General features: G+C 51.8%; 16 protein-coding genes, 5 tRNA genes and 2 rRNA genes (1 of these 23 running past the window's edge). 22 read left to right on the forward strand and 1 reads right to left on the reverse strand.

The genetic code is table 11. The annotated features are described in order from the left end of the window. Together ACJJJA_RS03495 and rrf are read left to right on the forward strand one after the other, a co-directional pair. Nucleotides 1–2,828: ribosomal RNA gene (locus ACJJJA_RS03495) — 23S ribosomal RNA — on the forward strand; it begins 53 nt to the left of the window's first position. A 208-nt stretch (nucleotides 2,829–3,036) separates the two neighbouring features. Continuing rightward, a 5S ribosomal RNA gene (rrf, locus tag ACJJJA_RS03500) occupies nucleotides 3,037–3,152 on the forward strand. A gap of 785 nt (nucleotides 3,153–3,937) precedes the next feature. Here rrf and ACJJJA_RS03505 read toward each other — a convergent pair. Continuing rightward, complete coding sequence (locus tag ACJJJA_RS03505) at nucleotides 3,938–4,900, reverse strand: hypothetical protein (protein ID WP_444903754.1); 963 nt, start codon at nucleotides 4,898–4,900, stop codon at nucleotides 3,938–3,940. Between the two features lie 300 nt (nucleotides 4,901–5,200). Here ACJJJA_RS03505 and ACJJJA_RS03510 point away from each other — a divergent pair, with 300 nt between their 5' ends. The 20 genes from ACJJJA_RS03510 to rpoB all read left to right on the forward strand — a co-directional run bounded on the left by ACJJJA_RS03510 (nucleotide 5,201) and on the right by rpoB (nucleotide 22,178). Continuing rightward, complete coding sequence (locus tag ACJJJA_RS03510; protein ID WP_444905285.1) at nucleotides 5,201–6,514, forward strand: alpha/beta fold hydrolase; 1,314 nt, start codon at nucleotides 5,201–5,203, stop codon at nucleotides 6,512–6,514. Next, on the forward strand, nucleotides 6,511–7,266 hold the full coding sequence (locus ACJJJA_RS03515) for an ABC transporter ATP-binding protein (protein ID WP_444903755.1): 756 nt from the start codon (nucleotides 6,511–6,513) through the stop codon (nucleotides 7,264–7,266). The genes ACJJJA_RS03510 and ACJJJA_RS03515 overlap by 4 nt, the downstream gene beginning before the upstream one ends. Beyond that, a complete protein-coding gene (locus ACJJJA_RS03520) occupies nucleotides 7,263–8,453 on the forward strand; it encodes an ABC transporter permease (RefSeq protein ID WP_444903756.1) in 1,191 nt (396 codons plus the stop codon). Before ACJJJA_RS03515 ends, ACJJJA_RS03520 begins: the two co-directional genes overlap by 4 nt. Before the next feature lie 25 nt (nucleotides 8,454–8,478). Continuing rightward, nucleotides 8,479–9,591 carry an alanine racemase gene (gene alr, locus ACJJJA_RS03525; RefSeq protein ID WP_444899144.1) on the forward strand — a complete coding sequence of 371 codons (1,113 nt, stop codon included), beginning with the start codon at nucleotides 8,479–8,481 and terminating at the stop codon, nucleotides 9,589–9,591. Between the two features lie 5 nt (nucleotides 9,592–9,596). Next, nucleotides 9,597–10,598 (forward strand): bifunctional biotin--[acetyl-CoA-carboxylase] ligase/biotin operon repressor BirA, encoded by a 1,002-nt coding sequence (gene birA / locus ACJJJA_RS03530; RefSeq protein ID WP_444903757.1) that lies wholly within the window; start codon nucleotides 9,597–9,599, stop codon nucleotides 10,596–10,598. Further along, nucleotides 10,595–11,332, forward strand: coding sequence for a type III pantothenate kinase (locus ACJJJA_RS03535; RefSeq protein ID WP_252084402.1), 738 nt, complete (start codon nucleotides 10,595–10,597; stop codon nucleotides 11,330–11,332). Before birA ends, ACJJJA_RS03535 begins: the two co-directional genes overlap by 4 nt. 15 nt (nucleotides 11,333–11,347) lie before the next feature. After that, nucleotides 11,348–12,037, forward strand: coding sequence for an SPOR domain-containing protein (locus ACJJJA_RS03540; RefSeq protein ID WP_444903758.1), 690 nt, complete (start codon nucleotides 11,348–11,350; stop codon nucleotides 12,035–12,037). A gap of 192 nt (nucleotides 12,038–12,229) precedes the next feature. Then, a tRNA-Thr gene (locus ACJJJA_RS03545) sits at nucleotides 12,230–12,305 on the forward strand. Nucleotides 12,306–12,416: 111 nt separating this feature from the next. After that, nucleotides 12,417–12,500, forward strand: a tRNA-Tyr gene (locus ACJJJA_RS03550). 60 nt (nucleotides 12,501–12,560) lie between these two features. Beyond that, nucleotides 12,561–12,634 (forward strand) — tRNA-Gly (locus ACJJJA_RS03555). 68 nt (nucleotides 12,635–12,702) lie between these two features. Beyond that, nucleotides 12,703–12,777 (forward strand) — tRNA-Thr (locus tag ACJJJA_RS03560). A gap of 130 nt (nucleotides 12,778–12,907) precedes the next feature. Continuing rightward, on the forward strand, nucleotides 12,908–14,101 hold the full coding sequence (tuf, locus tag ACJJJA_RS03565; RefSeq protein WP_252084404.1) for an elongation factor Tu: 1,194 nt from the start codon (nucleotides 12,908–12,910) through the stop codon (nucleotides 14,099–14,101). A 101-nt stretch (nucleotides 14,102–14,202) separates the two neighbouring features. Then, nucleotides 14,203–14,278: transfer RNA gene (locus tag ACJJJA_RS03570), tRNA-Trp, on the forward strand. A gap of 116 nt (nucleotides 14,279–14,394) precedes the next feature. Continuing rightward, nucleotides 14,395–14,763: a preprotein translocase subunit SecE gene (secE, locus tag ACJJJA_RS03575; protein WP_152451114.1), complete on the forward strand. Its 369-nt coding sequence runs from the start codon at nucleotides 14,395–14,397 to the stop codon at nucleotides 14,761–14,763. Nucleotides 14,764–14,773: 10 nt separating this feature from the next. Further along, nucleotides 14,774–15,307, forward strand: coding sequence for a transcription termination/antitermination protein NusG (nusG, locus tag ACJJJA_RS03580; protein ID WP_252084405.1), 534 nt, complete (start codon nucleotides 14,774–14,776; stop codon nucleotides 15,305–15,307). A 154-nt stretch (nucleotides 15,308–15,461) separates the two neighbouring features. Beyond that, nucleotides 15,462–15,893 (forward strand): 50S ribosomal protein L11, encoded by a 432-nt coding sequence (rplK, locus tag ACJJJA_RS03585; protein ID WP_152451118.1) that lies wholly within the window; start codon nucleotides 15,462–15,464, stop codon nucleotides 15,891–15,893. Then, on the forward strand, nucleotides 15,894–16,589 hold the full coding sequence (gene rplA / locus ACJJJA_RS03590; protein WP_152451120.1) for a 50S ribosomal protein L1: 696 nt from the start codon (nucleotides 15,894–15,896) through the stop codon (nucleotides 16,587–16,589). Between the two features lie 279 nt (nucleotides 16,590–16,868). Beyond that, nucleotides 16,869–17,363, forward strand: coding sequence for a 50S ribosomal protein L10 (gene rplJ / locus ACJJJA_RS03595; protein WP_020411124.1), 495 nt, complete (start codon nucleotides 16,869–16,871; stop codon nucleotides 17,361–17,363). A 78-nt stretch (nucleotides 17,364–17,441) separates the two neighbouring features. Continuing rightward, a complete protein-coding gene (gene rplL, locus ACJJJA_RS03600) occupies nucleotides 17,442–17,810 on the forward strand; it encodes a 50S ribosomal protein L7/L12 (protein ID WP_252084407.1) in 369 nt (122 codons plus the stop codon). 294 nt (nucleotides 17,811–18,104) lie between these two features. After that, entirely contained in the window at nucleotides 18,105–22,178 is a 4,074-nt protein-coding gene (rpoB, locus tag ACJJJA_RS03605; protein WP_444903759.1) for a DNA-directed RNA polymerase subunit beta, read from the forward strand. Nucleotides 22,179–22,278 lie beyond the last annotated feature (100 nt).

Here is a 22,278-nt window from a genome sequence, read left to right on the forward strand (position 1 = left end):
GGACGTAGGAGCCTGCGAAAAGTCTAGGGGAGCTGGCACACAAGCTTTGATCCTAGAATGTCCGAATGGGGAAACCCACCTGTTTTACAGGTATCCATAACTGAATACATAGGTTATGGAGGCGAACCCGGGGAACTGAAACATCTAAGTACCCGGAGGAAAAGAAATCAACCGAGATTCCCTGAGTAGCGGCGAGCGAAAGGGGATTAGCCCTTAAGCTCTTTATGTTTTAGTGGAAGGTTCTGGAAAGTACCGCGATACAGGGTGATAGCCCCGTACACGAAAAGGCATTTAGAGTGAAATCGAGTAGGTCGGGACACGTGTTATCTTGACTGAATATGGGGGGACCATCCTCCAAGGCTAAATACTCCCAGCTGACCGATAGTGAACCAGTACCGTGAGGGAAAGGCGAAAAGAACCCCGGAGAGGGGAGTGAAATAGAACCTGAAACCGTATACGTACAAGCAGTAGGAGCCCTTCGGGGTGACTGCGTACCTTTTGTATAATGGGTCAGCGACTTATTGTCTGTAGCAAGGTTAACCGCTTAGGGGAGCCGTAGAGAAATCGAGTCTTAATAGGGCGTTTAGTTGCAGGCAATAGACCCGAAACCCGGCGATCTATCCATGGGCAGGTTGAAGGTTGAGTAACATCAACTGGAGGACCGAACCCACTAATGTTGAAAAATTAGGGGATGACCTGTGGATCGGAGTGAAAGGCTAATCAAGCCGGGAGATAGCTGGTTCTCCTCGAAAGCTATTTAGGTAGCGCCTCGCGTCTCACCCTCGGGGGTAGAGCACTGTTTGGGCTAGGGGGTCATCCCGACTTACCAACCCCATGCAAACTCCGAATACCGAGGAGTGCAATCGCGGGAGACACACGGCGGGTGCTAACGTCCGTCGTGGAAAGGGAAACAACCCAGACCGCCAGCTAAGGTCCCAAATACCAGTTAAGTGGGAAACGATGTGGGAAGGCCCAGACAGCTAGGAGGTTGGCTTAGAAGCAGCCATCCTTTAAAGAAAGCGTAATAGCTCACTAGTCGAGTCGGCCTGCGCGGAAGATATACCGGGGCTAAAACTGGTAACCGAAGCTGCGGATGCTCTTAGGAGCATGGTAGAGGAGCGTTGTGTAAGCCGTTGAAGGTGGATCGGGAGGTCTGCTGGAGGTATCACAAGTGCGAATGCTGACATGAGTAACGACAAGGGAGGTGAAAAACCTCCCCGCCGGAAGACCAAGGGTTCCTGTCCAACGCTAATCGGGACAGGGTTAGTCGACCCCTAAGGCGAGGGCGAAAGCCGTAGTCGATGGGAAACAGGTTAATATTCCTGTACTCGCTATTGCTGCGACGGAGTGACGGAGAAGGCTAGGCCAGCATGGCGATTGGTTGTCCATGTTTAAGGTTGTAGGCTGGGGACTTAGGCAAATCCGGGTCCCTAAGGCTGAGAACTGATGACGAAGCCCACTTGTGGGTGAAGTGGTTGATGCCCTGCTTCCAGGAAAAACTTCTAAGCTTCAGGCAATAGTGAATCGTACTCTAAACCGACACAGGTGGTCAGGTAGAGAATACCAAGGCGCTTGAGAGAACTCTGGTGAAGGAACTAGGCAAAATGGTACCGTAACTTCGGGAGAAGGTACGCCGGTTTTGGTGATGGGACTTGCTCCCTAAGCTGAGGCCGGTCGAAGTGACCAGGTGGCTGCGACTGTTTATTAAAAACATAGCACTCTGCAAACTCGTAAGAGGACGTATAGGGTGTGACGCCTGCCCGGTGCCGGAAGGTTAATTGATGGGGTTAGCTTCGGCGAAGCTCTTGATCGAAGCCCCGGTAAACGGCGGCCGTAACTATAACGGTCCTAAGGTAGCGAAATTCCTTGTCGGGTAAGTTCCGACCTGCACGAATGGCGTAACGATGGCCACGCTGTCTCCACCAGAGACTCAGTGAAATTGAAATCGCTGTTAAGATGCAGTGTACCCGCGGCTAGACGGAAAGACCCCGTGAACCTTTACTACAGCTTTGCACTGAACTTTGAGCCTACTTGTGTAGGATAGGTGGGAGGCTTTGAAGCAGTAACGCTAGTTACTGTGGAGCCGTCCTTGAAATACCACCCTGGTATGTTTGAGGTTCTAACTCTGGTCCGTTATCCGGATCGAGGACAGTGTATGGTGGGTAGTTTGACTGGGGCGGTCTCCTCCCAAAGAGTAACGGAGGAGTACGAAGGTGCACTCAGCATGGTCGGAAATCATGCAATGAGCATAATGGTATAAGTGCGCTTGACTGCGAGACAGACATGTCGAGCAGGTACGAAAGTAGGTCATAGTGATCCGGTGGTTCTGTATGGAAGGGCCATCGCTCAACGGATAAAAGGTACTCCGGGGATAACAGGCTGATACCGCCCAAGAGTTCACATCGACGGCGGTGTTTGGCACCTCGATGTCGGCTCATCACATCCTGGGGCTGAAGCCGGTCCCAAGGGTATGGCTGTTCGCCATTTAAAGTGGTACGCGAGCTGGGTTTAGAACGTCGTGAGACAGTTCGGTCCCTATCTGCCGTGGGCGTTGGAAATTTGAGAAGAGTTGCTCCTAGTACGAGAGGACCGGAGTGAACGAACCTCTGGTGTTCGGGTTGTCACGCCAGTGGCATTGCCCGGTAGCTATGTTCGGACGGGATAACCGCTGAAAGCATCTAAGCGGGAAGCCTCCTTCAAGATTAGATTTCCCTGACTCCTTGAGAGTCCTAAAGGGCCGTGGAAGACTACCACGTTGATAGGCTGGGTGTGGAAGCGTTGTGAGGCGTTGAGCTAACCAGTACTAATTGCCCGTGCGGCTTGACCATACAACAGAGATGGTTACTAACGACTAGCTAAGCTAGCGGATTGTGGAATGAAAGACACACAATGATCGCTTGCGGTGTATTACTACAGATTGTTTTACCGACTTATTTGGGGTTATCGCCGGTCACCAACATGACCGAGGCAAACAGCGATAATACGGCAGGCCAAGCAAAATTGCTTATAAGACCAACGCCAACCCAAGCCAGTTTGCCTGACGACAATAGAGTTGTGGAACCACCTGATCCCTTGCCGAACTCAGAAGTGAAACGCAACATCGCCGATGGTAGTGTGGGGCTTCCCCATGTGAGAGTAGGTCATCGTCAGGCTTCTAATCCGAAAAGGGCCACCCAACAGGGTGGCCCTTTTTTTATGTACAAAAAAAATGAATGCATAAAAAAATAAAAACAGAGAATAAAAAAATAAATTCAAAATGCAGAAAAAATAAAAAGCCCAATCGAATTTTTACTCGCAACACTCCCGCCGAAAAATCCAACTCGGTAAAGCCAATGAAAAAAGCGCAGGCTCTAAAAAGCTCCGAGGAGCCTTCCCTCCTATAAATAAAGCACTTTCTTAAATTTTTTCTGTAAGGAAAAAGTGGAAATACAAAAAAATAATGCGCCTTATTTAATTTACACCCCAGGCACCACCTAAAAAATACCTGAAATTAAAAAGTGCTCTTTAACCTAGAAAAATCATTGCGTTGAAAAAAACGGCGCAGAAATACCAATAAAAATACCGGTGATTTTTTGCACGTTTTAATGAACCTGTGCAACCACGGGGCCTGGCGCGGATATACCGCAGTTATGCACAAGTCTATCCAGACTTTCTGTTAATAACGCCAAGCGCTGGAAAGTGGATAAATGGCTGGTGTTTTTTTACCCGTTGAAAAGGCCCCCGCGGAAACAGGGGCCTGAGCGTGGATATCCCTGAGTTATACACAGCTCTATCCATGGATTCTGTTAGTAACAGCCTGTTAATGGAATGGTCATCAGCAGGAAACAGAAATATGCCTTGGTGTTGTGGGTAACTTGGAAGAATGTTCGGGTGTGTGTAAAAGGGGAGTAATAAAAAGCCCCTAGAGAGGGGCTTCAGAAAGTACTTACAACTTGAATTAATTTACCTGCTCATAGGCATTGTCCGGAACTAGATCATACTGCATTTCTTTCAAGCGTAATTCATCGAGAGGAACAAGAGCTGAGGGAAGAGTAAAGTGCCGAATAACTGTACCTGCCTGGCAGTCTATTATCTCAATATCCTCCTGTGTCTCCTGCAGACTATGTAACAAGCCCTTCAGGTGGGTTGCACAGGCATTGGAGAGGGATTGGTAATCATGTGTGCCATTGAGCCTGACAAAACGAGCTTCGGCGCCAGCTTCTTCTATACGGAGCCAGGCAATACCGGCTTCCTTTCCAGGTTCTCCAAAGACTATAGGGCCGAGAGAGTCTTCGTCGACAGGAGCAAAATCTGTGTCGGTTGGGGATAGTAAGGTACCTACCCAAACCCAGCCGGGGAGGCTTATACGGCTAAGCTGCCACTCACACAACCAGACAGTTTGATCGTCATCAATACGGAATTCTCGATAGTCTCTTTGGCTAAGGTAATTGTCAAAGGAGACTTTGGCGGTGGGGTTGTCTCTGCGAAAGCTGTGTAGTTGTTGGGTCATCTCATAATTGACTTCCCAGTGTTTTTTTAATCGCCATTGCATGGGGTATTGTCCCCACTCAACGATATATTCTTCACGCTCAGAAATGGTTTCAACCACTCGCCAAAAAGCGCCATCAATCAGTATGCAAGTTTCACCAATTTTACATCCTGGCGCGATGATACTGCACTCGGGAGATGCTTCAGAAGCACTGACGATATGCTCAGCACGCCCCTCAATAACTTCATACCAGGGAAAACCGTGGCGCAGAGGGGGAGGAAAAGCCAGTGCTGGTCGGCCACCAAGTAAGCGACGGAAAAGTACAGACTTCTCAATTTCAAGGTCAGAAAGTGTATAGCCCTCCTGCTGGGTGATCTGGCCCCAGGCAAAAGCGGCTCGAATTAAGTGTTTTTCACGGTCTGAAAAGCTCATGGGTGCAGTCATGGGCAAGCTAAAACTGAAACCTTACCACTCAGAGCAGATGGGTGCTAATGCAATTCTTCGAGATTGAGTGGCTGGGGACAGAGATGTTGGAAGTTGGATACACTGCGATGCTTGGCACCATAGGTTAAGGAGAATAATAACGTGTTAGGGGTAAAGAGTCTTCGAACTGCTGTCGCCATATTAAGCGTCTTGTTATTAGCGCCGGTAATAACTGCAAAGGAATTGTCTAATACGCAGGAATGCTATTTGGATGGTTGGCGGCACCCATTAAGATGCGAGCGAATTTCAGTGGGGCACGGAGATAGCAAGGTAAATTTAGCAGTATTTGTTTCACCGGCTCTAGATGAGACGCAGCGAGAGCCTTTATATCTTCTCGCTGGTGGTCCAGGTCAGGCCGCAAGTGGTCTGATTCCGCTATTGCACACATTCCGAAAAATTAATCAGAAGCGGGCAATAGTCATGGTTGATCGGAGGGGAACCGGGCACTCTCGGTCATTTGGTTGTGGTATAGATCGGCATACACCAATGGATTTATCACTGATTTCCAAAGAATTGGAGCAGTGTTATCTACAGCAGGCTAATTTTGCTAATTCATTGAGTAGTCGACAAGCGGTTGAGGACCTGGAAAAGGTACGAAAGTATTTTAATCACAAGCAAATATCTCTTTGGGGGGGATCTTGGGGGACCCGAACAGCGCTTCTCTATCAACAGTGGTATCCGAACAGTTTGAAATCATTGGTGCTCGATGCGGTTGCACCTATCGACACAAAAGTCTTTTTGAGTGCGGCAGCTGCGGAGGACGCTATTCAAATACTGATGCGTGATTGCAACTTAGAGTTGAGCTGTTCTAAGTTTGGAAGCTGGAGGGAAGTATTGGATAAATTATTAAGTCAATGGGATGAGTCTAAATCCATAGATTTCCCTGATCCTGTGACAGGAAAGCCAATGAAGCACCCAGTGTCTCGTTGGGTGCTACAAAATACCATACGTGCCGCCCTTTACTCTCCAGAAGCTGCTGCACAATTACCCTTTGCTATTCAGCAGGCTGGCTTGGGGAATTATTATCCGCTTGCGGGTATTACTGGTTTATTTCCCGAGTCAGCGTTAGGTATGTCCCTTGGCTTAACGCTTTCTATTGCTTGTGCGGAAGAATTATCCCGTATCAGTGAGGAGGAGGTTTTAGCTGATACTAATGGGTCTTTTGCGGGAAATGCTTTTCTTGAGATATTTGAACGTGGTTGTGAAGTTTGGCCTGTAGCCGATCGCTACTATGCAAAACCACAACATCGAGAGCACCCGGTGTTACTAATTTCTGGGGAAGCCGATCCAATAACACCTCCAAGGTATGCCGAAAAACAACTTGGCTACTTGACCAATAAACAGCATTTAATCATTACTAGCGGTGGTCATATTAATTCCATGAGAGGTTGTGTACCGCGATTAATCGAAGAGTTCCTGGACTCTTCAGGGAAAGAATTGGCAACGACTTGTGTTGATAAAATCCTCAGACCACCGTTTGTGAGTGGAATTTATGGGCCAGAGATAATGCAGCGCGTAGCGCCTACCACTACAAGTGGAAAGCTTGGGGAGAATGCACTGTGATTAAGGTTGAGGGGGTAAATAAGCAATTTTCTGGGGATTCTATACTGCGCAATCTTAGCTTTTCTGTGCCAGATGGTGAGATAACGGCCTTGCTTGGTGCTAACGGTGCTGGAAAGACCACGTGCCTGAGAATAATTGCCGGTCTTTTGAATGCAGATAGCGGCAAAGTTTTTGTTGGTGATATAGACCCTTGTAAAAATCCAAAAGATGCTCGTAGGCAGCTTGGTATTGTAGGTGATAGGGAGGGGCTTTATGAGCGGCTCACTGTTGCAGAATATTTATCGTTTTTTGCCTGTGCTCAAGGGCTGACTGGGTCAGAATTAGAATTTGCACTGCAATCGGTTAAGGAAGAATTAGAGCTATCGAACCTGTGGAATCGCCGAACCAAGGGGTTTTCTCAGGGAGAGCGGATGAAAGTTTCTCTCGCTAGAGCATTGGTGCATCGTCCGAGTCACTTGGTGCTCGATGAGCCAACCCGGGGGTTGGATATACTTGCTGCTCGCCTGTTACGTAAGACGCTTTTGCGCTTGAGGGCAGAGGGAACTGCTGTTTTATTTTCCAGCCATATTATGGCTGAAGTGCTCGAGCTATCCGACAGGGTTCTAGTTATGGCGGGAGGTTCGATAGTGGGGAACGGGACCCCGGATGAACTTATGCAACAGACTGGCTCCGCAAGCCTTGAGGATAGCTTTGTGGAGCTTGCCTATGGGAATTTGTTAGAAAAAGACAAATGCGGTGAGCCGGTAGGATGAGTTTTAAAAATCTATTTTCTTTGCAGATGCGAGCATTACTTCTTAAAGAGTTACGCGAAGTTTGGCGTGATCGACGCGCCCTAATGATCACGCTAGGTTTCACCTTATTGTTCCCTGTGCTGATCATCAGTAGTGGCGCTTTATCTTTGAAAGTAATGTCTGATACCTCCTTTGATGTAGCTATTATTGGGGCTGAGTATGCGCCGCTGTTGGAGGAGCAGTTACAGACAGGGGACTTGCGAATTGAGCGCTTACAAGATGGGGATCCTCAAGCGCTTTTAGCAGATACATATGATGTGGTTTTGCGAATAGAGAAAAACTTTACTGAAGATTATCGAAGCCTGTTGTCTCCCAAGATTTATCTGTATGTAAATAGTGCCGATCAGTCTGCGGGGCGTGCTGGGCAGCTGGTGCAGCAGCAGTTGGCGCTATTTCAGCAGGTGATTGTACGGCAGCGTTTAGCGGTCAGAGGTTTAGCAACTCAGGTTTTAGCACCGTGGCAGCTTGAGGTGCGGGATGTCAGTACGCCGTCCAGTCGAGGCTTGGCAATTTGGGGACTGATGGTTCCCTTGTTACTGATAATGGCACTGCTAGTGTGTAGTGCGGCCCCTTCTATTGATACTTCTGCTGGGGAGCGTGAGCGCATGACCATCGAGGTATTATTACAGCAGCCTATAAGCAGCTGGCAACTTGTGGTGGCGAAAGCTGTAGCCGTTACCAGTATTGGTTGGTTTGGTGCACTTCTTTCTCTGGCAGTTTTAACTGTATCACTGAGCTTGCTTCCCTTGGCTGAGATTGGTGTCCGCTTTTCAGCTGGCATCAATGAACTGATGGGGATAAGTCTTATTTTACTGCCCTTAGCACTTCTGGTTGCGGTATTGCAGATTCTGCTATCTCTGCGTTCCCGTTCTTTTAAAGATGCCCAGATTCAGCTGAGTATTTTACAGGCTCTACCTGTCACACTGTTAATTGTATTGAAATTGTCCAATATTGAACTGGACTCGCCCTTGTGGCAGTTGACTCCACTTATCGGGCAGCAGCAGTGGTTGAGTGCATTAATGGCTGGTGAGTCCGTTTCTGTCTCCCTGGCGATAGCTGGTTCCCTGGTCACCCTTTCTTTGGTCGGGCTGTGTATATTAGTAGGTGCCCGTGCTTTAAGGCGTGAAAGCTTACTTGGGGCAACCTAGCTGGTGAACTGAGAGTTGTAATGGCATGAACGATTTTCGCGAGGGTCTGCTGAGTATCAATTTGCAGTCCATTGCTGACAACTACCTGGATCTGACTAAGCGACTGGCAGCGGGTACTCGTTGTGGCGCAGTAGTCAAAGCGGATGCCTATGGCCTTGGTATGAATCAGGTAGTGCCGGCTCTGTATAGACAGGGTTGCCGAGACTTTTTTGTGGCAACGCAAACGGAAGGGGAGCGCCTGCGTAAAGAGCTGGGTGATAGCGTTCGCATTGTTATCTTGACTGGGGTGCGCACCGGGGCAGAGCTGGAATGTGCACGCGCAGGATTAATGCCGACACTTTTCACACTAGAGCAGTTGCGCAACTGGGTGGATATTTCCGTTAGCGAGGGGATTAAGGCGCCTTGTGCGGTAAAGATAGATTCGGGTATGACTCGCCTGGGTATGTCTCCCGAAGAGTTTGACCTACTGCTAAGAGATAGTCAGTTGTTGCGCTCGGCGGATATTCGTATTTTGCTGAGCCACCTTGCCTGTGCGGATGAACCTCAGCATCCACAAAACAATATTCAGTTGCGTAGCTTTAAAGCGGCTGGGGAAAGATTGAGGGCCCTGTGCCCTGAGGTTCAGCTGAGTCTCGCCAATTCATCGGGTATTTTCCTAGGTGAAGAGTATCACTTTGATATTGCGCGGCCGGGCTCTGCGCTTTATGGCGTCAATCCAATACCCGGGACCACAAACCCTATGCGCTCAGCTGTGGCACTCAGTCTGCCTATCGTGCAAAAGCGATTTGTCAGTCGTGAACAATGGGTAGGCTATGGAGCTACCCAACAAATAGCAGCGGGCAGCTGGTTGGCGGTAGCCCGTGGTGGATATGCCGATGGGATAATCCGGGCTCAGGGAGGGCGCGGTTGTGGCTGGGCCTATGGCCGCCAACTGCCGATAATTGGCCGGATTTCCATGGATTCCACAACATTTGATATTTCTGCTCTCTCTCAAGAGGAGCGGGAATCTCTCCAATCGATTGAGATACTGAATAAAGACCTGACCGTAGATGAGGTGGCTGAATACGCTGGCACCATAGGTTATGAAGTGCTGACCAGCTTAGGGCACCGCTATTTCCGTCGCTATATAAAAAGTTAATTACCTTGTTAGACACTATTAAGAAAAGTCCACTGGAACCATTGCGCCCAGTTTTGGAATTATTGGCTGATGGCGAGACGCACTCTGGCGAGGCGCTCGGATTGGCTCTAGGAGTAAGCCGGGCTGCGGTTTGGAAGCAGTTACAGAAGCTAGAGCAGTACGGATTGGCTTTGGAGTCCATTAAGGGGCAAGGCTACCGCTTGCCTGGTGGTTTGGAGCTCCTGTCCTCAGAAAAAATTTACAGCACATTGGGTGAGCAAGCCGGGATGCTATTGCGAGAGTTGATGCTATTTGATGAGGTCGACTCCACCAATACCCAGTTGCTATCACTCATGGAGGAGGGAAGAGGGCACGGGGTTGCACTGCTCTCCGAGCGGCAGAGTGCCGGCCGCGGTCGTCGTGGTCGGCAATGGGTTAGCCCCTATGGGACGGGCATCAGCCTATCCATTGGGTGGGAGTTCAATGGGGGGGTGCAATGCCTCGAAGGATTGAGCCTCGCCGTTGGGGTGGCTATTGCCCGGGCATTGGAGCGCTTTTCGGTGCCAGATGTTCGTCTCAAATGGCCAAATGATGTTTGGTGTCGCGGTCGAAAGTTATCTGGTGTTTTACTGGAGCTTAAAGGCGATCTTACGGATCGCTGTGCTGTGGTGATTGGTATTGGCTTAAATAGTGGCCTGCGAAGTGAGATTGCCACGGCAATAGATCAGCCATGGGCAGACTTGCAACAAGTGAAGCCCGGAATATCTCGCAATCAATTGGTGGCAGCGATTCTGACTGAGCTGCTACCGCTTTTATACAGCTATACCGAACAAGGTTTTGTTGCTTACCGTGAAGCCTGGATGAAGCTGGATCAGTTTGCTGGGCAAAAGGTTACTCTGCAGACAGGTAGTCAAACCTGGCGCGGAGTTGCAGTTGGCGTTAGTGAAAAGGGTGCTTTGAAGTTAAATATGGACGGGCAAGTGCAACACTTCCATGGTGGTGAGATTTCTTTACGGGGGCAGGTTTGATTCTCGAACTGGATATCGGTAATACCCGGGGTAAGTGGCGCCTGTTAGATGAATTACAGGTGAGCGCCAGGGGTAGCTTTATGACTGCCGATCTGCGCGATGGGCATTTGCCCGATGGGTGGGATCTGTTGGATCCGCGGAGAGTACGCGTGGTCAATGTGGCCGGACCGCAAGTTGCGGAGACGCTGATCGGGCATATTCAGGAGTTGTTTTCACTTGAGGTGGAGTTTTCTCAGGTACTGCTGGAGTGCGCTGGGGTAGCCTGTGGTTATGATAATCACCGCCTGCTCGGCACTGATCGCTGGCTGGCTATGCTGGCTGCCTATGATCGAGAGCGGCGGGCGGCCCTAATTGTCGACTGCGGCAGCGCGGTCACTCTGGATTTGGTCGACAATAGCGGGCGTCACTTGGGAGGCTACATTGTCCCTGGTGTTGGCCTTATGCAACGTTCTTTGTATCTGGATACTCATGCGGCTAAAAGTGCGCAGGATATTGCTCTAACGGAGTCCCTCGGTGCAGGCCGCAGTACCGATGAAGCCATAAACCGAGGCCTCCTGCTTATGGTACTTGGTGCCATCGATCGTGCACTGGAAGAGTTGCGTGGATACTGTGCTGAAGAACCGCTGTTGTGGTTGACAGGCGGCGATGCCCCAGTGCTGTCAGCTCTTTATCAGCGGGAGCACCATTTGGTTCCTGAGCTGGTAATGGATGGCTTGGCGTTAAGTAATCCTTAAAATAAATAACACCCTATGCGCTGGATAGCTCTTTTCTTAATACTGTTGAATTTCGGCGTCTTTGCTTGGTTTGTTGGTACTTCAACCTCTGATAAAGAGAGAATAAGGGTTGCCGATAAAAGGGCGGAGGTACAGGTCCAGAGTATTGCCCTGGTCAATGAAATATCTCCGCAGGAGCTGTCTCCTCTGCCGGTGGCTCCCATGTCGCCAGCAAAGGCAAGCTCTACTGAGCAGCTCTGCACTTTGCTTGGCCCATTTGCGGAGGAGTCGCTTGGAGAGGCGATAGTACAGCGCTTAAAGTCCCTGCAGGTTTCTGCCGTATTGCGAGATGTGGAGATGCAAGGGCAGATGCGTTACTGGGTTTTTCTGCCACCATTGAATTCCAGGCGAGAAGCCTACAACCGTTTACGAGAATTGCAGGCACAGGGAATAGATAGTTATGTGATCCCCAAGGGTGCGTTGGCTGATGGTATTTCCTTTGGCATTTTCAGCGAGCGTTCGCGTGCTGAATCTCTGACAAGTGAGTTGATTGAGAAAGGCATACGGGCTCAATTCCGCGAGGAGCCTCAGACCCACGCCGAACGCTGGATCGTATTGGCGCCAGGCGCCTCAGATAGTTTAGCCCCGGATTTTTGGTTGCAGTTGCAGCAAGAGCATCCCGAGCTGGATCGTCGCCGTAATCTTTGTGCAGAAGTGTCCGGTTGATGGGGTTGGGCTAGAGGTCTAGGTCCCCAGCCGCGAAACAAGGTTCGCCGTATTTTTCTATATGTGGCAACAGGCGACATAAAAATTCTGATTTTTCTGCAAAAAGGGTGTTGCGTGTCGGGATAACTTCCCATAGAATCCCGCCTCCATTGACGAGGGTGACTATTCAACTTCGGCAATGGACGGGATAGGGCTGGCGTAGCTCAGTTGGTAGAGCAGCTGACTTGTAATCAGCCGGTCGGGGGTTCGACTCCTCTCGCCAGCTCCATTTTTATCCCGGCGCTGCTCGACATTAGATTTTTCAGCTAAGTCTGTGAAATTTAAAGAAAAAAATGTTGACAGCGCGGCGGAAGGTGTAGAAAATGCACCCCGCATTGAGGCAGGGGTTCCCGAGTGGCCAAAGGGATCAGACTGTAAATCTGACGCGAAAGCTTCGGTGGTTCGAATCCACCCCCCTGCACCATTTTTTACACCGTAAGGTGTTGCCGGCAAGACAGGTAGTTTTGTCTGGAGGCTCCCGCAAGCGGGCATAGTTCAATGGTAGAACCTCAGCCTTCCAAGCTGATGATGCGGGTTCGATTCCCGCTGCCCGCTCCAACTATGGGTTCGGCTGGAATGCTCTCCAAAATGGCAAGCCTTGTGGTCGCCTAGGAAGGCGTTGATTTGCTCATGTAGCTCAGGGGTAGAGCACACCCTTGGTAAGGGTGAGGTCGGCGGTTCAAATCCGCCCATGAGCTCCATTTTTCAATAGCCGCAAGGGTGAAAGCTCTTGCGGTTGTTTGTGTCCGGGGTCGGGCTTTTCCGGGTCGGATGCGCATGTTCTGTACGTGGGTGGTGCCGTTAGCGGCTCATCTATATTAGGAGGCTGCAATGGCAAAAGAAAAGTTTGAACGTTCCAAGCCCCACGTGAACGTGGGCACCATCGGTCACGTTGACCACGGTAAAACCACCCTGACCGCTGCTCTGACCCGCGTATGTGCGGAAGTATGGGGCGGTGACGCTGTTGCTTTCGACGGTATCGACAATGCTCCGGAAGAGCGTGAGCGCGGTATCACCATCGCTACTTCTCACGTTGAGTACGAGTCCCCGACTCGCCACTACGCGCACGTAGACTGCCCGGGACACGCCGACTACGTTAAGAACATGATCACCGGTGCTGCTCAGATGGACGGCGCTATCCTGGTATGTTCCGCTGCTGACGGCCCCATGCCGCAGACTCGTGAGCACATCCTGCTGTCCCGTCAGGTAGGTGTACCTTACATCGTTGTATTCCTGAACAAGGCGGACATGGTAGACGACGAAGAGCTGCTCGAGCTGGTAGAGATGGAAGTTCGCGAACTTCTGGACCAGTACGAGTTCCCGGGTGACGACACTCCGATCATCGTTGGTTCCGCTCTGATGGCCCTGAACGGTGAAGACGACAACGAAATGGGTACTACCGCTGTTAAGAAGCTGGTAGAAACTCTGGACGAGTACATTCCTGAGCCGGAGCGTGCAGTAGATCAGCCGTTCCTGATGCCGATCGAAGACGTATTCTCCATCTCTGGCCGTGGTACCGTAGTAACTGGTCGTGTAGAGCGTGGTGTAATCAACACTGGCGACGAAGTTGAGATCGTTGGTATTAAAGAAACCACCACCACTACCTGTACTGGTGTTGAAATGTTCCGCAAGCTGCTCGACGAAGGTCGTGCTGGTGAGAATATCGGTGCGCTGCTGCGTGGCACTAAGCGTGACGAAGTAGAGCGTGGTCAGGTACTGGCTAAGCCGGGCTCCATCACTCCGCACACCAAGTTCGAAGCGGAAGTGTACATCCTGTCCAAGGACGAAGGTGGTCGTCACACCCCGTTCTTTAAAGGCTACCGTCCTCAGTTCTACTTCCGTACTACCGACGTAACTGGTGCGGTTGAGCTGCCGGAAGGCACTGAAATGGTAATGCCGGGCGACAACATTCAAATGGTTGTTACCCTGATCGCTCCGATCGCCATGGAAGACGGCCTGCGCTTCGCTATCCGCGAAGGTGGTCGTACCGTAGGTGCGGGCGTTGTTGCTAAGATCATTGAGTAATCTTTGATCTTCGTGTCGCCAGGGTTCCCTGGTGGCGCAGTAGATGAGAGGGTGGTCTGTAGCCCTCTTTATCTTCGGGTGCTAAGGCATCCAAGCTGTACAGGCCAGTAGTTCAATTGGTAGAGCACCGGTCTCCAAAACCGGGTGTTGGGGGTTCGAGTCCCTCCTGGCCTGCCATTTTAAACACTCCACTTGAAATAAGTTTAGGGGTGTCGCAAGACCCTACTTGTCAGTGGGGCTTTTGTGTTTTTGAGCACTAAGGGCTTATCTGTAGTGCGCTAAGGGCTTCATATATGAATGCTAAAGCAGAAGCGAAAACCTTTCGTCTTGACGGCCTGAAATGGCTGCTAATAGTACTGCTGGTTGGTGGTGCTGTAGCGGGCAATTCTTATTATGCCGAATTCCCCCTGATTTACCGCGTGCTGGCAGTGACTGCAATCTGCCTGGCTGCCCTGGTTGTCGCGGTGAATACTGCGAAGGGTAATGCACTCTGGCAACTGTTGCGCGAAGCGCAAACGGAAGTCAGGCGCGTGGTTTGGCCGACTCGTCAAGAGGCCACCCAGACGACTGTGATTGTGGTGGTTTTTGTGTTGATTATGGCGCTAATTCTCTGGGCGCTGGACTCCGCTTTAGGTTGGGCGGCATCCAAACTCATCGGCTAAAGGTTGATACATGTCAAAGCATTGGTATGTGGTCCAGGCTTACTCGGGCTATGAGAAGCGTGTAGCTAGCTCTCTCAAGGAGCGAATTGAGCTGCACGAAATGGATCACCTGTTTGGTGAAGTGCTGGTTCCCACCGAAGAAGTGGTGGAGATGCGAGCAGGGCAAAAGCGCAAGAGTGAGCGCAAGTTCTTCCCCGGTTATGTCCTGGTGGAAATGGAACTGAATGACGATACTTGGCACTTGGTAAAAGAAACTCCTCGAGTGCTCGGTTTTATCGGAGGCAAGGCGGATAGGCCGGCCCCGATCACTGACCGCGAAGCGCAGGCTATCCTGAATCGAATCGACGATTCCGCCGATAAGCCCAAGCCCAAGACCCTATTTGAGCCAGGTGAAATGGTTCGGGTTATCGATGGTCCGTTTAATGATTTCAACGGTGTGGTCGAAGAGGTCAACTACGAGAAGAGCCGCCTGCGCGTGGCCGTATTGATCTTCGGGCGCTCCACCCCCGTTGAACTGGAGTTTAGTCAGGTAGAAAAGACCTGATTCCAGTGTAAATTTTTTGCCCTCTTTCGCCGCAAGGTGGAAGGGGGTTTTCGCGTCCCCGGAAAATATATTTTGTTTTTTGGGGCGGGGAGCCAGCTCTCTGCCGAGAGGTAAGTTGTGGCTGGCGTTACCACCCATCTAGAGGAGAGCTGTAATGGCTAAGAAAGTAGAAGCTTATATCAAGCTGCAAGTTAAGGCCGGTCAGGCCAACCCAAGTCCGCCCGTTGGTCCTGCACTGGGTCAGCACGGCGTGAACATCATGGAATTCTGTAAGGCGTTCAACGCCCAGACTCAAAGCCTTGAGCCGGGTCTGCCGGTGCCGGTTGTGATCTCTGTATACAGCGATCGCTCCTTCACCTTCATCATGAAATCTCCGCCCGCCGCAGTACTGCTGCGCAAGGCCGCCAAGATCAAGAGTGGTTCCGGTCGCCCGAATACCGACAAGGTCGGTAAGGTTACCCGCGCTCAGATCGAAGAGATCGTAGAAATGAAAAAGGCTGACCTGACTGCATCCGATATGGACGCGGCCGTGCGCACCATCGCCGGTTCCGCACGCAGTGCCGGTATCGAAGTGGAGGGTCTCTAAGTGGCTAAATTGAGCAAGCGTCAGCGCGTAATCGCTGAGAAAGTTGAAGCTGGTAAAGCATACGGCATCGAAGAAGCCGTAGCTCTGCTGAAAGAGCTGTCCAACGTTAAGTTTGCAGAGACTGTAGACGCTTCTGTAAACCTGGGTATCGATCCGCGTAAATCCGACCAGGCTGTTCGCGGTGCGACCACTCTGCCGCACGGTACTGGTAAAGAAGTTCGCGTAGCTGTTTTCACCCAGGGTGCAAACGCTGATGCCGCTAAAGAAGCGGGCGCTGACCTGATCGGTATGGACGAGCTGGCTGCCGACGTTAAAGCGGGCAAGATGGACTTCGACGTAGTAATCGCTTCTCCCGATGCGATGCGCGTTGTAGGTCAGCTGGGTCAAATCCTCGGCCCGCGCGGCCTGATGCCGAACCCGAAGACTGGCACTGTAACTCCAGACGTTGCTACCGCAGTTAAAAATGCCAAAGCTGGTCAGGTGCGTTTCCGCGCTGACAAAGGCGGCATCATCCACGGTGGTATCGGCAAAGTTGCTTTCGATGCGAACTTGCTGAAAGAGAACCTGGAAGCTCTGGTAGCAGACCTGAAGAAGGCCAAGCCGGCTTCTGCAAAAGGTGTGTACCTGAAGAAGATCACCCTGAGCACCACTATGGGCCCAGGTCTGGTTATCGACCAGTCTTCCCTGAACATCTAATTGAAGCTGTGCGCTGACACTGTTGGCGCATAGTAAATCGAACTTTGGGGTCCACTTGATGCTTAGGCAGAAATGTGGGCCGTCAAAGACCGTAGGTGCCAGATGCGTTGAGGTTTAACGTGTCTGGCTTAATCCAAATCTCGGCCAGGTTGGCCGTTGAGAGGTTTGAGCCTACGCAGACGGTGTCGCCCAAACCAGTATTTTTACTGGATTTGAGCTTTATGCACCGGAACGGATCGGGCTTTGAGCCCGGTTTTTTTCAAATCCAGGAGTGACACTATGGCTATTGGACTCGAAGACAAGAAAGCGATTGTCGCAGATGTCCAGCAAGCTGCTGAGGGTGCTCTGTCTGCGGTAGTTGCGGATTCCCGCGGCGTTACCGTAAATGACATGACTGCCCTGCGCAAAGAGGCTCGCGAGAACGGCGTTTGGTTGAAAGTCGTCCGCAATACTCTGGCGCGTCGCGCTCTGGCAGGAACCGATTACGAATGTCTGACTGACAAATTCGTAGGTCCTAGCATCATTGCATTCTCTAACGAACACCCAGGTGCCGGCGCGCGCATCCTGAGCCAGTTCGCCAAGGGCAATGACAAGCTGGAACTGAAAGGTGCTGCCTTCGAAGGCGCGATCACCGACGTCGCATTGTTGGCAAGCCTGCCGACTTACGACGAGGCGATCGCCAAGCTGATGAGCGTGTTGAAAGAAGCATCTGCTGGCAAGCTGGTCCGCACTATTGCGGCCGTTCGCGACCAAAAAGAGCAGGAAGCTGCGTAATTGTATTCGCTTTAGCGAATCGCGGTTTCAAAACGAAATACGAGCAGCTACTGCTCAAACCAATTCAGGTAATGACTCATGTCTCTGACTAAAGAAGATATCATCAACGCTGTTGCCGAAATGTCTGTTAAAGACGTTGTTGAGCTGATCGAAGCAATGGAAGAGAAGTTCGGTGTAACTGCTGCAGCAGCAGTTGTAGCCGGCCCGGCTGGTGGCGAAGCTGCCGCTGAAGAGAAAGACTCTTTCGACGTAGTTCTGACTTCTGCAGGCGACAAGAAAGTGAACGTGATCAAGGTTGTTCGCGGCATCACCGGCCTGGGCTTGAAAGAAGCCAAGGCACTGGTTGACGGCGCTCCAAGCCCGCTGAAAGAAGGCGCAACCAAAGACGAAGCTGAAGCCGCTAAGAAAGAGCTGGAAGAAGCTGGCGCAACTGTAGAACTGAAGTAATTCGGTTGTTGCGATTCCCGCTATTGGTCGCCTAAAACGACACATAGCGGTAAGGCTGGTGGACTTTTGTCCGCCGGCCTTTTTGCCGTTTGCGGTACTGAGGTTTTAGCGGTGCCGGCGGTATAAAACCGTGGCAAACCTCATTTAAACATAGCGCAGTTGCGCTGCCCGAAAGCAAGCGGAGAGGTTTCTGAACAGCACAGGCAATCTGTGTTGTTCAGAGGCTTCTCGCCCGGAGGGGCTCCCGAATGGAGTCCCACGAAGTCTTGTCACTGATCAAGCTGGGGAATTTGAATGGCTTACTCATATACTGAGAAAAAACGTATCCGCAAGGATTTTGGCAAACTGCCTAAGGTCATGGATGTGCCCTTCCTGCTTGCGATACAGCTGGATTCATATCGCAATTTTACACAGGCCGACAAGCGCCCCGACGATCGCTTAGATGTCGGCCTGCAGGCGGCGTTTAAATCCGTATTTCCGATTGTTAGCTATTCAGGCAATGCCGCTCTGGAGTACGTGAGCTACACACTGGGTAAGCCCGCTTTCGATGTTAAGGAATGTACTCTGCGCGGCGTGACCTACGCCTGTCCGCTGCGTGTACGTGTGCGCCTGATTATTTACGATAAAGAGTCTGCGAATAAGTCCATTAAGGACATCAAAGAGCAGGAAGTTTACATGGGCGAAATCCCGCTCATGACCGACAACGGTACCTTTGTAATTAATGGTACTGAGCGTGTTATCGTATCCCAGCTACACCGTTCCCCGGGTGTATTTTTCGATCACGACAAAGGCAAGACCCATTCCTCCGGTAAGCTGCTGTACGCCGCGCGTGTAATTCCTTATCGTGGCTCCTGGCTGGACTTCGAATTCGATCCAAAGGACTTGGTATTCGTTCGTATCGACCGCCGCCGCAAACTGCCTGCGACAATTCTGTTGCGTGCACTGGGATATAGCTCCCAGGAAATGCTGGAGATGTTCTTCGAGACCAGCAAGTTTGAGCTGCAGGAAGACCGCGTTAGCCTGGAACTGATTCCCTCCCGCTTGCGCGGTGACGTGGCCTCTTTTGATATTAAAGATGGCCAGGGCAAGGTGATTGTGGAAGAGGGGCGTCGTATCACCCCGCGTCATATTCGCCAGCTGGAGAAAGCCGGCGTAGAAAAGCTGGACGCGCCACTGGAATACCTGTTTGGCCGTATTCTGGCTCACGATATTGTCGATGAGTCTACTGGTGAAATTGCAGTTGAGTGTAATGCTGAGATTACCGCTGAAGTAATCGCCCAGTTACGCACACTCAATATTAAGACTTTCGAAACGCTGTACACCAATGATCTAGACCGTGGGCCGTTTATCTCCGATACCCTGCGTGCAGAGCCTTCCCGCACTCAGCTGGAAGCGCTGGTAGAGATCTACCGCATGATGCGCCCAGGCGAGCCGCCCACCAAGGAATCTGCGGAATCCCTGTTTGAAAACCTGTTCTTCACCGACGAGCGCTACGATCTGTCCGCCGTTGGTCGCATGAAGTTCAATCGTCGCCTGGGCCGTGAAGACGAGACCGGCGAAGGTACCCTGAGCAAAGAAGATATCGTCGATGTACTGAAGACCTTGATCGATATCCGTAACGGCCAGGGCATGGTGGACGATATCGATCACCTGGGGAACCGCCGCGTGCGCTCCGTTGGTGAGATGGCCGAGAACCAGTTCCGCGTTGGTCTGGTACGTGTGGAGCGCGCGGTCAAAGAGCGCCTGTCCATGGCGGAGTCCGAAGGCCTGATGCCGCAGGACCTGATCAATGCCAAGCCGGTAGCTGCTGCAGTGAAGGAATTCTTCGGTTCCTCGCAGCTGTCCCAGTTTATGGACCAGAACAACCCGCTGTCGGAAGTAACTCACAAGCGTCGTGTTTCCGCACTGGGCCCAGGTGGTTTGACCCGTGAGCGCGCTGGCTTTGAGGTGCGCGACGTGCACCCGACGCACTACGGCCGCGTATGTCCGATTGAGACACCGGAAGGACCGAACATCGGTCTGATCAACTCCCTGGCCACTTACGCTCGCGCTAACCACTACGGTTTCCTCGAGAGTGCTTATCGCAAAGTGGTTGATGGCAAGGTAACCGACGAAATCGCTTACCTGTCAGCGATCAATGAAGCAAATTACATTATTGCCCAGGCGTCTGCGGAAGTAGATGACAACGGCAACTTCATTGATGACCTGATCAGCGTGCGTCACCATGGCGAATTTACCCTGAAGGCACCGGGTGAAATCCAGTATATGGATGTTTCTGCCAAGCAGGTGGTTTCTGTCGCTGCGGCGATGATCCCGTTCCTTGAGCACGATGACGCCAACCGTGCATTGATGGGCTCGAACATGCAGCGTCAGGCGGTACCGACCCTGCGTGCTGAAAAGCCGCTAGTAGGCACCGGTATGGAGCGCACAGTAGCGCGCGACTCCGGGGTATGTGTGGTAGCCAAGCGTGGCGGTGTGATTGAGCGTGTTGATTCCAGCCGTGTGGTAGTCCGCGTGGCGGACGCTGAGGTGGAAGCCGGTGATGCAGGTGTAGATATTTATAACCTGACCAAATACATCCGCTCCAACCAGAATACCTGTATCAATCAGCGCCCGATTGTTAACACTGGTGATCGCGTAACCCGCGGCGATATCCTCGCCGATGGTCCTTCTGTAGATCTGGGTGAGCTGGCTCTTGGCCAGAATATGCGCATCGCCTTTATGCCCTGGAATGGTTACAACTTTGAGGACTCCATCCTCATTAGTGAGCGCGTTGTACAGGAAGACCGCTTCACCACTATTCACATCCAGGAACTGACCTGTATTGCCCGAGATACCAAACTGGGTAGTGAGGAGATCACTGCGGATATCCCCAATGTGGGTGAGTCTGCGCTGAATAAGTTGGACGAGTCCGGCATTGTATATATCGGTGCGGAAGTAGGTGCCGGCGATATCCTGGTCGGTAAGGTGACTCCTAAAGGCGAAGCACAGCTGACCCCAGAAGAGAAGCTGCTGCGTGCAATCTTCGGTGAAAAAGCTTCCGACGTTAAAGACACTTCCCTGCGCGCGCCCAGTGGCACCCGCGGTACCGTGATCGATGTTCAGGTGTTCACCCGTGACGGCCTGCAGAAAGATCAGCGTTCCATCGATATCGAGAAGGCGCAGCTGGACGAGGTTCGCAAGGACCTGAACGAAGAGTACCGCATTGTTGAAGGCGCTACCTTTGAGCGTCTGCAGCAAGCACTGCTGGGCCAGAAGGCTGCCGGTGGTAAAGGTATCAGCAAGGGCCAGGAGCTCACCACTGAAGTACTCGCCGCTCTGCCGCGTGAAGACTGGTTCAAGCTGCGCATGGAAGACGAGGGTCTCAACGAGCAGCTGGAGAAGGCAGAAGTACAGCTGAAAGAGCGTCGCAAGCTGCTCGACGAAGCCTTCGAAGACAAGAAGAAAAAACTGGAGTCCGGCGATGACCTGGCTCCGGGCGTATTGAAAATCGTCAAGGTCTACCTGGCGATCAAACGCCGTATCCAGCCGGGCGACAAGATGGCCGGTCGCCACGGTAACAAGGGTGTGATCTCCGTGATCAAGCCCGTTGAGGATATGCCTTACGACCAAAACGGTGAGCCGGTAGATATCGTTCTGAACCCACTGGGTGTTCCCTCGCGGATGAACGTTGGTCAGGTTCTGGAAATGCACCTGGGTATGGCTGCTAAAGGTCTTGGCGTAAAAATCGACAAGATGATCAAGGAACAGCAGGAAGTCGCCAAGGTGCGCGGATTCCTGGAAGAGGTCTACAACTCCACAGGCGGTCGCAAGGAAGAACTGGATCAGTTCTCCGATCAGGAAGTCATGACCATGGCGCAGAACCTGCGTCGCGGTGTACCCATGGCGACCCCGGTATTCGACGGTGCCGATGAGAGCGAGATCAAGCAATTGCTGCGCCTCGCCGATATCCCGGATTCCGGCCAGATCACTCTGCACGACGGTCGTACCGGTGATGCTTTCGAGCGTCCGGTTACCGTGGGCTACATGTACATGCTGAAGCTGAACCACCTGGTGGACGACAAGATGCACGCGCGTTCTACCGGTTCCTACAGCTTGGTTACCCAGCAGCCGCTGGGTGGTAAAGCCCAGTTCGGTGGTCAGCGCTTCGGGGAGATGGAAGTGTGGGCGCTGGAAGCTTACGGCGCTGCATACACCCTGCAGGAAATGCTCACGGTCAAATCAGACGACGTGGAAGGGCGGACCAAGATGTACAAAAACATCGTGGATTCCGACCACCGTATGGAGCCTGGCATGCCGGAGTCCTTCAACGTACTGGTTAAGGAAATCCGCTCTCTCGGTATGAACTTCGAGCTCGAGCACGAGTAAGACCGATTGGTGCAAAAGCCTGTTCGCAGGTGAATTGAGACAAGCGCCGGCACCCTGGAAGCAGTGGGGTTGCCGGCCCGCCCGGCCCGGCGTAACGGCC

The sequence above is a fragment of the Microbulbifer mixtoriginis (SeqCode) genome (assembly GCF_052466865.1).

Bases quoted from the DNA above. Each gene is read 5' to 3' on its own strand.
- ACJJJA_RS03505 (WP_444903754.1), bottom strand. From the start codon at position 4,900: ATGAGCTTTTCAGACCGTGAAAAACACTTAATTCGAGCCGCTTTTGCC.
- ACJJJA_RS03520 (WP_444903756.1), top strand. From the start codon at position 7,263: ATGAGTTTTAAAAATCTATTTTCTTTGCAGATGCGAGCATTACTTCTT.
- alr (WP_444899144.1), top strand. From the start codon at position 8,479: ATGAACGATTTTCGCGAGGGTCTGCTGAGTATCAATTTGCAGTCCATT.
- ACJJJA_RS03540 (WP_444903758.1), top strand. From the start codon at position 11,348: ATGCGCTGGATAGCTCTTTTCTTAATACTGTTGAATTTCGGCGTCTTT.
- tuf (WP_252084404.1), top strand. From the start codon at position 12,908: ATGGCAAAAGAAAAGTTTGAACGTTCCAAGCCCCACGTGAACGTGGGC.
- secE (WP_152451114.1), top strand. From the start codon at position 14,395: ATGAATGCTAAAGCAGAAGCGAAAACCTTTCGTCTTGACGGCCTGAAA.
- nusG (WP_252084405.1), top strand. From the start codon at position 14,774: ATGTCAAAGCATTGGTATGTGGTCCAGGCTTACTCGGGCTATGAGAAG.
- rplK (WP_152451118.1), top strand. From the start codon at position 15,462: ATGGCTAAGAAAGTAGAAGCTTATATCAAGCTGCAAGTTAAGGCCGGT.
- rplJ (WP_020411124.1), top strand. From the start codon at position 16,869: ATGGCTATTGGACTCGAAGACAAGAAAGCGATTGTCGCAGATGTCCAG.
- rplL (WP_252084407.1), top strand. From the start codon at position 17,442: ATGTCTCTGACTAAAGAAGATATCATCAACGCTGTTGCCGAAATGTCT.
- rpoB (WP_444903759.1), top strand. From the start codon at position 18,105: ATGGCTTACTCATATACTGAGAAAAAACGTATCCGCAAGGATTTTGGC.